General features: G+C 68.9%; 10 protein-coding genes. 3 read left to right on the top strand and 7 right to left on the bottom strand.

Annotation, left to right across the window (positions count from 1 at the left end):
- Positions 1 to 222: 222 nt before the first annotated feature.
- Both NON22_RS13705 and NON22_RS13700 read right to left on the bottom strand, forming a co-directional pair.
- A complete protein-coding gene (locus tag NON22_RS13705) occupies positions 223 to 525 on the bottom strand; it encodes an IclR family transcriptional regulator (RefSeq protein WP_257387503.1) in 303 nt (100 codons plus the stop codon).
- A gap of 275 nt (positions 526 to 800) precedes the next feature.
- Positions 801 to 947, bottom strand: a complete 147-nt coding sequence (locus NON22_RS13700) for a hypothetical protein (protein ID WP_257387502.1) — start codon at positions 945 to 947, stop codon at positions 801 to 803.
- Between the two features lie 14 nt (positions 948 to 961).
- Here NON22_RS13700 and NON22_RS13695 point away from each other — a divergent pair, with 14 nt between their 5' ends.
- The 3 genes from NON22_RS13695 to NON22_RS13685 all read left to right on the top strand — a co-directional run bounded on the left by NON22_RS13695 (position 962) and on the right by NON22_RS13685 (position 3,896).
- Positions 962 to 1,534, top strand: a complete 573-nt coding sequence (locus tag NON22_RS13695) for a helix-turn-helix domain-containing protein (protein WP_257387501.1) — start codon at positions 962 to 964, stop codon at positions 1,532 to 1,534.
- Positions 1,535 to 2,593: 1,059 nt separating this feature from the next.
- Entirely contained in the window at positions 2,594 to 3,046 is a 453-nt protein-coding gene (locus NON22_RS13690; protein WP_257387499.1) for a hypothetical protein, read from the top strand.
- 478 nt (positions 3,047 to 3,524) lie between these two features.
- Entirely contained in the window at positions 3,525 to 3,896 is a 372-nt protein-coding gene (locus NON22_RS13685; protein WP_257387498.1) for a helix-turn-helix domain-containing protein, read from the top strand.
- A 76-nt stretch (positions 3,897 to 3,972) separates the two neighbouring features.
- Here NON22_RS13685 and NON22_RS13680 read toward each other — a convergent pair whose 3' ends face one another.
- The 5 genes from NON22_RS13680 to NON22_RS13660 all read right to left on the bottom strand — a co-directional run bounded on the left by NON22_RS13680 (position 3,973) and on the right by NON22_RS13660 (position 11,074).
- Entirely contained in the window at positions 3,973 to 5,820 is a 1,848-nt protein-coding gene (locus NON22_RS13680) for a GMC family oxidoreductase (RefSeq protein WP_257387497.1), read from the bottom strand.
- A complete protein-coding gene (locus NON22_RS13675) occupies positions 5,817 to 6,299 on the bottom strand; it encodes a hypothetical protein (protein ID WP_257387496.1) in 483 nt (160 codons plus the stop codon). Before NON22_RS13675 ends, NON22_RS13680 begins: the two co-directional genes overlap by 4 nt.
- A 39-nt stretch (positions 6,300 to 6,338) precedes the next feature.
- A complete protein-coding gene (locus NON22_RS13670) occupies positions 6,339 to 7,712 on the bottom strand; it encodes a hypothetical protein (RefSeq protein ID WP_257387495.1) in 1,374 nt (457 codons plus the stop codon).
- Between the two features lie 547 nt (positions 7,713 to 8,259).
- The gene (locus NON22_RS13665) at positions 8,260 to 10,401 is read right to left on the bottom strand and encodes a proprotein convertase P-domain-containing protein (RefSeq protein WP_257387494.1); all 2,142 of its coding nucleotides are present in this window, start codon (positions 10,399 to 10,401) and stop codon (positions 8,260 to 8,262) included.
- Between the two features lie 430 nt (positions 10,402 to 10,831).
- Positions 10,832 to 11,074 (bottom strand): hypothetical protein, encoded by a 243-nt coding sequence (locus NON22_RS13660; protein ID WP_257387493.1) that lies wholly within the window; start codon positions 11,072 to 11,074, stop codon positions 10,832 to 10,834.
- Positions 11,075 to 11,316: the final 242 nt, after the last annotated feature.

The following is an 11,316-nucleotide window of genomic DNA, read 5'->3' as shown; positions in this document are numbered from 1 at the left end:
CGAGCCCGCCAAGCCTAGCGCAATCGACGGCGCGGTCGACGCCGGAGCCGCGGCTCAGTCCGCTGCGGGGTCGCGCGACGCGCCTGCACGGCGCAGCTGGCGCACGGCCAGCCAGGCGACCAGCGCATGCGCGAGGGTCAGCGCCGCCAGCGCGAGCGTGACGACGTTCATGCGGCCGCTCGCAGCCGGCGTCGCCGCGGCATGCTGCACTCGCACATCGGTCTAGTCGCGTGCATAGCGTCGGCGCGTGTCTTCGAGCCGCTTCCTTGCGTTCTCGAGGTTGCGGTGCAGCACGATCGCGAGCTCGGCCAGCCGCGGCGAGATGCGCCAGCGGCCGTTGCCCAGCGATTCGGCCAGGCCCGCCAGGCGCAGATTCGCGAGATCGCGCGTGGTGTTGCTCGGCAGCGTCTTCAGATGCCGCGCAATCTCGCCTGGGGCCAGGCCGTCCAGATCGTGTTCGGCGAGCATCAGCAAGGTGCGCAGCGCCCGCTGCTGGGCGGCGTTGATGTACTTCTCGTCACTCATGAGCAATGCGATCCCCTCGTCCGTGTGGGGGCGCCGCGGCGGTGGCCGCTGGCGCTGCATGCAATGCCTTCGATCCCTCGAAGGCGCGTGGGAGCCGGCTGCCGGCCGGGATGCCGGCAGCGGCCGTGGAAACTTGCCGCGCGCGGCGCTGCCGCGCGGCCGTTGCCGACCGTACGTTTGCGTCGGGTTCAGAATTTGGTTTTCGTGGCGCCGATGGGGACGGCGACAACCGATTCCTGGGCGCGGTTTTTCCGACTTCAGCCTGCGGATTTTTCCTATTGCGCAAAGCGCTTGCAGTAGGTGAAATGCAGCAGATGGTGTTTTGTTGCTTTGATGGCGTCGGTCCGGTGCGTACTCGCCGTGCTTTCACGCGAATCCGAGCGGCCGCGCATCGCGTCGGCACGGGGGCGGCGGCGGTTCATGCATCGCGGCGCCGGTGATCGGCGGCATCGGGCAATCGGTGACGAAGCTACGCAGCGGCATGGTGGAATCGATTCGGGACAAAATTGTCCCTATGCAAAAATTTTGGGTCAGTGATGATCCACAGTCAAGTGGTGCATACATGGATTTTTTTGAACGACTACGGGAAGAGCGTGCGCGGCTGGGTCTGACCCAGCAGGAAGTCGCCGTCGCGGCGAACGTGCACGTCAAGACCGTGCGGCGCTGGGAGTCGCAGGTCGCGATCCCGCTCGACGCCATGATTCCACTGCTCGCGATCGGTTACGACGTGCAGTATGTCGCCAGCGGCGTGCGCAGCAAGAACATCCATGAAGTACGCGAGCGCGGCGTCGACTACGAAGTCGCGCCGGGCTATACGCGCGACGAGATCGAACTGCTGCGCAGCTATCGCGCGCTGAGCCCCGCCCAGCGCGAGCAGGCCAGGGCGATGCTCAGTGTACTCGCGCTGCGCGCCCCGTCGACGCGCGGCACGAAATCTGCGCGCAAAGCGGATTCTGCGGCGCCGGCGTCCGGCAAGCCCGGTGTGCGTACGCGGCGCATTCGCGCTTGATCGAAGGCTCGCACGTACGTGCAGTCGTGCCGGATGTCGCATGAGGCTGTATGGAGCGCCGCGCGCTGCGGCGTGTCGGCATGTTGCGGACGACGCTTCCGAGCGGGACCGACGACATGCCGCGTCGTCGGCTCTGCACTGCGGAACGCCGGCAAGCCGCAGCATGGCAGGTAGAGCAGCATTCGGCCGCGCATCCGGAGCGGCGGATCGATTTCGTGGTGCGTCCGAACGGGCGAGTCCGGCAGCGCCGCAACGTCGAGCGTATTTCACCGAGATGCCGTGCGGCGGTATGTCAGGCGCGTACGGCATCCGTGCGACGCCGTATGTAAGTGCGTGGCCGCGCACCTGCAATGCCTGAGGGAGGCGTCGCGCTCGAGCAGCGTCTCTCCCCTGGGGTGCGCCGGATGCGTGCTCGCCGGTTGCCTTTGCTCTACGTCGAGGCAGTACGCGGCAGTGTTGCGGCGTGACGGACTCGTTGATCCGTCACAGGCCGCCGGCGCGGCCTGGCGATACGTCGGCAAACATCGTCCGCTTCATTGTTTAAATTCATCTCAACAATTTTTTTGATTCCGAGCGGCGGGTCCAGCGGGAAATACGCCTGACGGATCGGGCGGACACGGTGGCCATCGTGATGCCGTTGCGCCGTGCAAGGACCGGCGACGCGCGTCGGCAGCCAGCGGGCGCGAAGTGGCCACGTCCTGGCAGCGCTCGACTTGAGCTGACGGCGCCAGTCGTTGCCGCCGTGCCGCACGAAAGGCCGCAGCGCCGCAGCCGTCGCCGATCGACCGGGGACACCGGCGCCGCGGTCCTGCCCCCTGGTGCAAATGGGTCTGCCGGGTTACGGCCGCCGGTCGGCGCGAGTACGCTGCAGCGGCCGTCGCCTCGCGAGCGGGCGCAGCCGTCGAGATGCGCCGCCTGGCGCGGAGTCGGCCGCAGCCGTAAGCGCCGATTCCATGCTCGAGGGCTGGGCCCTGGTGCGCTCGCCGCTTGACGCGAGGGGCCACAACCGTCACAAAGCCTTCCAGTCCGTTGCGCCGCTCGCCGATCTCGAGTGCCGCCATGCGCCTGCAATATGCCGCGTTCCTGCTGCTTCCGCTGCTGCTGATTTCGTCCGTCGCGCCGGCCGTCGGCTGCACGCCGGCCGACGGCAAGCCGCTGGTCAACCGCCTGCACCGGACCACGGCCAGCGAGCAGGACAGCTTCGCATTCGCCGTGTTCCGCAGCGACGGCGAAACCGGCGACGCGGCGAAAGATCAGCGCCACGCCGATACTCGCCGCGGGCACGACCGACGAAACCCATCACTACGAATATCGCGACACGGCCATCGACCCGCAGCGCAGTTACTGGTACTCGGTGGACCTGATTCATACCGACAGCTCGCGCGAACGCATCGTTTCGGCCTGGAAGGCCGAGCCGCTCTGCGCCAGGAAATCCTGAATCCGCTTCGGCGGTTCGCGACATCTCGAACTCCGTTCGCTGCGAACGTACGGGTCGTTTCGCAAGCGCGATGACGTGCGGCTCGTCAGCGGCGCCGTCGCTGCCGCGTTGCGTGCGCAGCGCTGGCGTCCCGCGTCCGGCCTGCCGCGTCTCGCCGCCCTGCGGACCGGGCGATCGTCGGTGCCGGTCGATCCCGTCGAGCCGGCGCGAATGGCGACATTCCGGATTCGGCGTTGCGACGCGGCGGCCGGCTGTGACAGCACTGTCATCGTAGACGTCCGCCGGGGACATCGTGACCGGCGTGAGCGTTGAGCCCATCCCGGCTTATTCCTGGATTACCGGTTGACAGACCCGGCAGGCAATCGTCCAGGCCGGTCGGGATCGCCCGCGGTCGGCCAAATTCCGGCTCGATTGTTGTAATGCGCTACAACAGTTATGGCTTTTTGCGCTTGCGACAGCCGTTCTCGAATTTTTCCGTTGCGAAAAACGTTTGCAGCAGGTGAAATTCGCGGCGGGCGAGGCGAATCGTCCATACGCAACGGAAGGCCAGGTATGGCAAGCACGGAGTTTTATGCGCGGCTGCGGGAAGAACGGCTGCGGCTGGAATTGACCCGAGAACGCGCGGCGGAGATCGCCGGTGTCAGCCCGCGCACCGTTCGGCGCTGGGAAACCGAGATCCCGCTGCCGGTCGACGCGCTGATCGCGCTCGTCAGGCAAGGTTACGACGCGCAGTACGTCTGCACCGGCCAGCGCAGCGCGAACCGCCGGGCCGGCCTGCGCGGCACGCGCGAGATGCCCGAAGCCTATACGCCCGAGGAAATCGACTGGATCGTGCGCCTGCGCCGCCTGAGGCCGGCCGAGCGCGACCAGGCCAAGGCCATGCTCGACGTGCTCGTGCCGCGCCGGCGCCGCAAGCTGCGCTAGCCGGCGCGGCCGGCGATCGGTCGTGGCGGTGGGTAGCCGCCGCCCGTGCCGCGCGGTCTTGTCCGGCCGACCGCCGCTAGCCGAGTTGCTGCAGTATCGTGCTCGCGGTCTTCAGGCTCAGCGCGGCGATCGTCAGGGTCGGATTGGCCGTGGTCACGGTCGGGAAAGTGCCGCTGCCGACGAGGTACAGGTTGGCGTGGTCCCAGCTGCGCTGGTCGGTGTCGACGACGGAAGTGTCCTTGTCGCCGCCCATGCGGTAGGTGCCGACGATGTGGCCGGCGCCGAAATAGCGGAAGCGCGTGGGCTGGCCGTCGACGACGTAGTCGAACGTCGTCGGCCCTTCGGCCGGCGCCGCCGTGAACTGGGTCGCGCCCATCTTCGCGAAGATCGCGTCGGCGACCTGCCTGGCCGCGACGAAGCCGCGCTTGGTGTAGTCCGACAGGTCGTAGTGGATGGCCGGCCGCGGCAGGCCCAGTGGATCGAGCTCGTCGGACAGGCTCACGTAGTTCGTACTCTCGGGCGACTGCTCGACGAGGAAGCCGAGGCGGAACTGGCGTGACAGGCCGTCGTTCAGCGCCGCGACGAGTGCGCTGCCCCAGAGCGCGGCCGGCGCGCCGCCGGCGGTCGGCGGATTCAGGCCGCTCGCGTTCATGCCGTTGATGAAGTCCACGGTCGTCGTGTCCGGGTCGCCGATCGCGAAGTTCCAGCCTTCGTTGCCGATCTCGATGCGGAACGCGGCGCGCTCGCTGCGGAATTCGCCGTCGCGCAGGCTCTCGATGCCGGCCGTCGCGAGCGGGCCGCGGTACGGCCAGACCGGTTGCGGCGCGAGCGCCCACGCCAGGTACAGCGGATGGTCCATGAGGTTCCGGCCGACGAGGCCGCTGCTGTTGGCGACACCGTCCGGGTAGCGGCCGTCGTTCGTCGACATCAGCAGCAGCCGCGGCGTCTCGATCGCATGCGCGGCGATCACGTAGATCTTGCCGACGGCCGTGCCGCCGGCCGTGGCCGGTCCGGTGACCTGCTGGTATTGCAGATAGTCGATGCCGCCGACCGTGCCGTCGTCGGCGATGCGCACGTGGCTCGCGACGGTCTGTGGCCACAGCGTGACGTTGCCGGTATCGAGCGCTGCGTTGAGGCTGACGCTGGGGTCGTACTTGGCCTGGATCGGGCAGATCGGAATGCAGTTGGTGTTGCCGGCGCAGACGCGGCGGTTCTGGTACGGCTGCGAATTGCGCCCGGCCGGCGTGCCGGTCACGGTCACGGGCAGGCCTTCCCAGGTCATACCTTGGGTTGCCGCGTCGACGGCGTCGTCGACGAGCGTGTGCGGGATCGCCTGCATCGGATAGCTGTAGCCCGGCGGAAACGTGATGCCGAGGAAGGACTGCTCGGCCGTGTCGGCCGACACGCCGATCTCGGCTTCGGCCTTGCAGTACCAGGGATCGAGGTCCGCATAGCTCAGCGGCCAGTCGACCTCCTGCCGGTACACAGTCTGCATCCGGAAGTCGTTCGGCAGGAAGCGCAGGCTCGTGCCGAGCCAATGCCGCATCGTGCCGCCGGCGACGCGTTCGTAGGTGCTCGCGAAGGCCTTGGGGCCCTGCTGTATCAAGTAGGCCTGGTGCGGATCCTGCCAGTTGTCCGCGCGCAGGGTCAGCACCGTCGGGCGGCCGGCCGCGAGCGTCGACGGATCGGTCAGATCGCCGCTGCCTGGCGGCGTGAACAGGTCCGGCGTGTACGGCGACTCGGGCGTCTTCGCGACCGAGGTGTAGAAGCGCTGCATGAACGCATTGATGTTCGGCGGCGCGCCGGCGCCGGCTTCGAGCACGAGCACCTTCTTGCCGGCCAGGCCGAGCTGCTTGGCGATGATGGAGCCGGACGCGCCGGCGCCGACGATGACGACGTCGTAGACGGACGGTGCGCTGCTCATGACGCGGCTCCCGTGAAATCCGCCAGGGCCGGCGGCGGCTTGCTCCAGTAACCGAAGGTGTAGTTGCTGTAGCCCATCGCGTGCGCCTGGGCCACGTTCCAGGCCCAGCCCTGGGTGTAGGCCTCGGCCGACAGCACGGTCGACCCCGGCGGTCCCGGCGGCGGCGTCGGACTGTTGTAGGCCTGCAGTACCTTCGGGTCGTACCAGCTGCCGAGATACCAGGCCAGCATGACGCTGCGCGCGAGGTAGCAGACGTCGGAGCCGTTCTGCTCGAACACCGCCGCGGCGATCTGCGCGTCGCTCTTGCCCTGAGTGACCGCGTCCGCGTAGACACCCAGCAGCTGCGTGAACGTGGCGCCGCCCTGCTGCTGCGCGGTCGCGAAGATCTGCTGCGGCACCGTCGACGGCGACAGCGGCGGCACGAGCTTGTCGGCGCTGATGCCGGTCAGCAGCGCCGACAGGTTGACGAACTGGGACATGCTATCGCTGGCCATAGGCTTGCCTGCAGGGTCGGTGCGCTACTGCGCGCGTTCGAGGACGAAGGTGAAGTCCGAGGTGCGGCCGGTCGTGGCCGCGGCATTGCCGTGGCAGTTCGTGCAGCTCGACGAGGCCTGCGGCACCGTGCCCTGGATGTAGGTTTCCAGGGTGCTGTTGGCCAGATACATCGGTGCGGGCACGCCGTTCGGATCGGTCTTGCTCTGCGGGTCGGTCGGCCATTGCGTGCTGACCAGCAGATAGTTCTGCCAGACCGTGCCGGCCAGCAGTCCGGTGAACGCGTCGGTCAATGCGACGGTCGCGGCGGTGATCGGCGTGACGCGGACGATCTGGCTCGTGAAGCCGTTCGGGAACGGCTGCGCATTCGGGTTCCACGGCCGCGGCGGCGGTTCGTTGACGGCGCAGCCGCTGCAGCCGTCGCGATAGAAGTTGTAGCGCGGCAGCAGCTTGCCGGTGTCGACGGCGGCCTGCTCCGGCGCGTTCGCGGCGTGCTCGAACGTCGACCAGATCCACTGCGGCGCGCCGGCGGTCTTGTGCGCGACGTGCAGGCCGACGAGGCCCAGGGTCGCCGTCGTGCAGGATTCCTCGATGCGCGGATTCTGCTGCGGCGCCGTGTAGACGAACGCGCGCGCCGTGTGGAAGCGGCTCGCGTCGTCACCGTCGCCGAGCACCATCCAGGCCGCCTTGACCATGATCGCGCCGACCGTGCCGTCGCTGCCGCTCGTGACCGTGCCCGACGGGAAGTCGACCGTGGCCGTGAACGCGCTCTGGCCCTGCTTGCTGTAGAGGCCGTTCTGCACGATGTATTCGAACATCGGCCGGTTCACGAGAATTTCGTAGCGCGCGTAGCGGCCGTGCTGGTCGATCAGCGGGCCGGTGTCGAACGGCTGGACCGTGGCCGAGAGCACGTCCGGCGTCTTGCCGACCATGCTCAGCACGCGCGAGCCCTTGTTCGCGCCGAGCGCGAGGCAGGCCGGCGGAATCGTGCGCGGCGCGTCCCAGGGGCCCGGCGCGGCGCCGCCGGGCTTCATGAGGTCGGACAGCTCCTTCCACTGCTCCCACTGCGTCGGCGCGTCGCCGCCGGGCTGCCCGCCCTGGCCGATGACGCCGCCGCCCGCGGGCGCGTTCAGCGCGAGAAACGTGAGCCACGAGTAGTAGTCGAAGCCGTGCTGCAGATTCGGCAGGGTGATCGGCGAGACGATCGTCGCGTCGCAGGGCAGGCCGCTCGCCAGCAGCGCCGGCGTCACCGGCGTCGTCGGCGGCGTGACGTTGCAGTTCGTGACCGGCGGGTCGATGGGCGGCTTGGGGCCTGGCCCCGGATCGACCGGCGTGGTGGAGCAGCTCGCTGCCAGCATCACCGCGGCCATGCCGCCGACGATGACGGTCCCATTGCGCATGCGCTTCATCGCACTCACCCCGCTGCTGTGGTGGCGGCGGTGGCTGGCGGCAGGCGGCGACAGGAGGCCGCCGCGGACGGCGCGCGTCCGCGTGCTGCCGGGCGCCATCCACGCCCGTCATGGCTTGCTGTGTTGCGGACTTCCCCTGTTGCGCCGGCGCCGGGGGCGACGGTTGGTGCGTTTGCTGCATGTTATACAGATGTACTGCGGCGTTCAAGAACGAATCGAAGCGAGAAGCGACGGCTGCGCATCGTTCAGGATTGTCATTGTGGTGAAGCGCAAAAGTGTGCCGGAGACGATCACCCGCGCCGGCGCGGATAGCCGGTGGCCAAGGACGGCTTGCGGACGAACGCGCGGGTTCGTGGCGCCAGCTGGTGCAAGACCTGTCGGCCGGCGGTTTTCGATCCGGACGGCCGGACCGGCGGCGATCGCAGGATGCAGCGGCTATCGCTTTTCGCCGGCATGGCGGCAGCGATCCGGCCGCGGCAAGCCGTGCCGGGCGCGGCCCGGCACGGCTCAGGTTGCGATGCAACGACTTCTGCGGTCGTCAGAACGTCATCGACCAGCTGTCGATCCTGCCGACGTCGCCCGGACCGTTGTCGTTGACGCGCAGTTTCCAGACGCCGTTCAGCGACTCGCTCGACAGGTTGACCGTATAGGTCTGCACGAGGTTGTCGGCGCTGCCGCCGGCGCGGTTGTGCAGCAGATAGGTGGTGCCGTCGGGTGCGACGAGGTCGACGCGCAGGTCGCCGATGTAGGTGTGCACGATGTTGACGGCGACCTGGGCGTTCGACGGCGCATTGCCGCTGCGTCCCGACACCGTGACCGGGCTTTCGACGGTCGTGTTGTCGCTGATCGCGTAGTCGGCGCCGTTGCTGTAGGTCTGCGTGCCGCCGCCGCCGGTCGTGTAGTTGCCGACGACGCTGAGGCCCGAGAACGCCGCATAGGCCTTGACGCGCACGTGGTAGGTGCCGGCGCTCGGCGCGGCGATCGTGCAGGTCTCGGCATTGGACGGACCGTCGGACTTGCAGTCGTAGACCGTGTCGGTCGGCGCGCTGCCGAAGCGCACGAACAGGTCAGCGTCGCCGGTGCCGCCCGAGGTCGTGAACGTCAGGTTCGTCGCACCGGCCGGCACGGCCATCGTATAGGCCAGCGCGCTGCCGGTCGCCGCCGACTGGTTCGTCAGCGGCGTGCCGCGCGTCAGGGTGCCGCCGCCGCCGCCACCGCCGCCGTCGCAGTTGGCCAGGCAGCCGCCGGCTTCGACGCGGTTGCGTATCGTCGCCGAGGGCTGCGGACCGAAGCCGCGGTTGAAGTTGATGCCGACACTGGTCAGATGGCAGTAGCTCATGATCGTGCCGCCGCCCGACGGATAGCCCGGCAGCGGACAGCCGCCCTCGGTCGATCCCGCGCAGCTGTCGATCGCGGTGTTGTTGCCGTTCCAGACGCAGGCATGCGTGTGGCGCGAGCCGAGCAGATGGCCGGCTTCGTGGGTCACGACGCTGACGGTCCACGAATACGTCGGCACGGTGTTGTAGGCCGACTGGATGCCGCTCGTGCACATGCTCGCCGAGCGCGACGCGTTGCAGATGCCGCTGAAGCCCGCGGCGACGCCGCCGCCGAGCGAGCGGAACGTCAGCAGCTGGGCGATCGTGCCGCTGAAGCTGTTCGCGCGATAGCTCTGGAACGCCGACAGGTTGCCGGTCGAGTTCGAGCCGTTGTACGGATCGCTCGTGGTCCAGATGTAGGCCTGCTGCAGCTTCAGCGAGATGCCGTCGTTCGCATACAGGGTCGAGGAGTTGTTGAACACCGCCGTCACGTAGTCGGTCGCCGCCTGCAGGCTGCCGCGGTTCTGGTAGATGTCGTACTCGGCTTCGAGCCACTCGGTCGCGCACTTGACGGTCTGCAGCGCGTCGGTGCCCGGCGCGCCGGCGGCTGCCGGCGACAGGGCCGCGTCGCCCGCCACGGTCTGTTTCGCCGCCGGCGCTTCGTCCCAGAACTTCGCGAAATTCTCCGCGTTGCCGCGCGCGTCCATCGCGCAGCCCGGCGCGCCGCTCTTGTCCAGCAGCGACGCGTCGGCGTAGACGATGTGGCGATTGGTGGGATTGCTTCCTTCGAGCTTCGCGACGACCCAGTTGCCGTCGGCCACGGTCGAGAACGTGCCGATGACTTCGCCGTCGAACACGCTGATCGCCGCGAACGAGGCCGGATCGCCCTTGACGATGCCGCGGTAGTGCAGGCCGCGGTCGATCTTGCTCGTGTCCTCGCCGCCGCTCGCGGTGATCCGGAAATCGGTCGCGAAGATGTCGTGCTCGAACAGCTCGAGCTCGACCGTGCCGCGGTCGCGCGTCGGCAGGCGCAGGGTCAGGGTGCTCGGACGGGCGCGGCGCAGCGCGGCGACGGCGTCCGCGTCGAGATCGAGCAGCGTGCCGCTGCTGACGGCGAGGCGGGTCACCGCGTCGGCCGTGGCCGAGCGCGCCGAACGGTCGGCGAACAGCTCGACCGCGGCGAAGGCCTCGGCCTTGCCGCGGTAGTTGTCGACCTGCAGCGACATCACGCTCGGCTTGAGCGCGGCCGACGGTTCGGCCGCGACGGCGGCGCCGGCCAGCGCGAACAGCAGGCAGGCGGGCAACAGGGCTTGCCAGAACCGGCGGTTCTGGCGCGGGACGGCGGTGTTGACGGATACGTTCATTCGATTGACTCCCTCCGGATCGGCGAATGGCCGCAAAGCGGCGTGGCGACCTCCGTGTCGTTGGCGCGCGGCCACGCTGTCGCAGCGGAACGGCGCCGCCGAGCTCGTGCGCAGGCCGCAGGCCGCCGTCGCGGCCGGGTGGCGGTCGCGTGCGGCACTGCATCGGCTTGCGGCACCCGATGGCGCGAATCCCTGCTGCAACGCCGTGGACCACCCCTGTTCCACGTCGACGCGGGCCGTTGGCGGATCCGGAACCGACGGCTGCGTCATCGAACGTGCGCAGGCGCGTCGTGCGGGGTTCCGGGCTGCTGCTGCCGTGGCCGCTGCGTCGTGGCTCGTTGCCGAGCACCTCTCCCGGGGCGACGATGTAACGCAGCGGCCGCGCGATGGCAACCACATAACGGCGATGTTTTTCCTTATGTGAACACGATCACTTATGAAATTTTTGGACAAAACATAGGAGTTGCGCCGCGCACGGTGCGATCCGGTTGCGGCGCAGCAGACGGCCGGCCGTCTGCTTCATACCGATCCGTTCGCCGACGCGACCGGGGATGACCCTGACGCCCGCCAGCGCCGCGTCCGCCGCGCTGCGTCGCAACAGGTTATGTTCGCGTCGACGCCTGATCGCGACGGCGTCCGTGCCGGCCGCGGCGGACGCGACGCCGGCGTACATCGGCGCGGCCGCGCGCTTGTGGGAAACTGTGCGTTCGGCGTGAGGACGGCGTGAGCGCGCGGGCATCGGCGCTCGCGGCCGGCACGCCGCGCGGCGCACACGGTCGGAACCACTTCGGGAGCAGGCATGTTGGCAGGATTCGTCATCGGCGCGGTTCTGGGTTTCCTCGCGGCCTGGCTGCTGCGTCCCGCGGCGCGCGCGCCGGTGACCGCCGCGGCTCCGGCTCCGCTGCCGCCGCCGGT

Source organism: Tahibacter caeni (assembly GCF_024609805.1).
GTDB lineage: Bacteria > Pseudomonadota > Gammaproteobacteria > Xanthomonadales > Rhodanobacteraceae > Tahibacter > Tahibacter caeni.
Note: the sequence above shows the minus strand (reverse complement) of the source record. Positions and strands in the feature narration are given on the sequence as shown.

Bases quoted from the DNA above. Each gene is read 5' to 3' on its own strand.
- NON22_RS13680 (WP_257387497.1), bottom strand. From the start codon at position 5,820: ATGAGCAGCGCACCGTCCGTCTACGACGTCGTCATCGTCGGCGCCGGC.
- NON22_RS13685 (WP_257387498.1), top strand. From the start codon at position 3,525: ATGGCAAGCACGGAGTTTTATGCGCGGCTGCGGGAAGAACGGCTGCGG.
- NON22_RS13675 (WP_257387496.1), bottom strand. From the start codon at position 6,299: ATGTCCCAGTTCGTCAACCTGTCGGCGCTGCTGACCGGCATCAGCGCC.
- NON22_RS13665 (WP_257387494.1), bottom strand. From the start codon at position 10,401: ATGAACGTATCCGTCAACACCGCCGTCCCGCGCCAGAACCGCCGGTTC.
- NON22_RS13660 (WP_257387493.1), bottom strand. From the start codon at position 11,074: ATGTACGCCGGCGTCGCGTCCGCCGCGGCCGGCACGGACGCCGTCGCG.
- NON22_RS13690 (WP_257387499.1), top strand. From the start codon at position 2,594: ATGCGCCTGCAATATGCCGCGTTCCTGCTGCTTCCGCTGCTGCTGATT.
- NON22_RS13700 (WP_257387502.1), bottom strand. From the start codon at position 947: ATGAACCGCCGCCGCCCCCGTGCCGACGCGATGCGCGGCCGCTCGGAT.
- NON22_RS13670 (WP_257387495.1), bottom strand. From the start codon at position 7,712: ATGCGCAATGGGACCGTCATCGTCGGCGGCATGGCCGCGGTGATGCTG.
- NON22_RS13705 (WP_257387503.1), bottom strand. From the start codon at position 525: ATGAGTGACGAGAAGTACATCAACGCCGCCCAGCAGCGGGCGCTGCGC.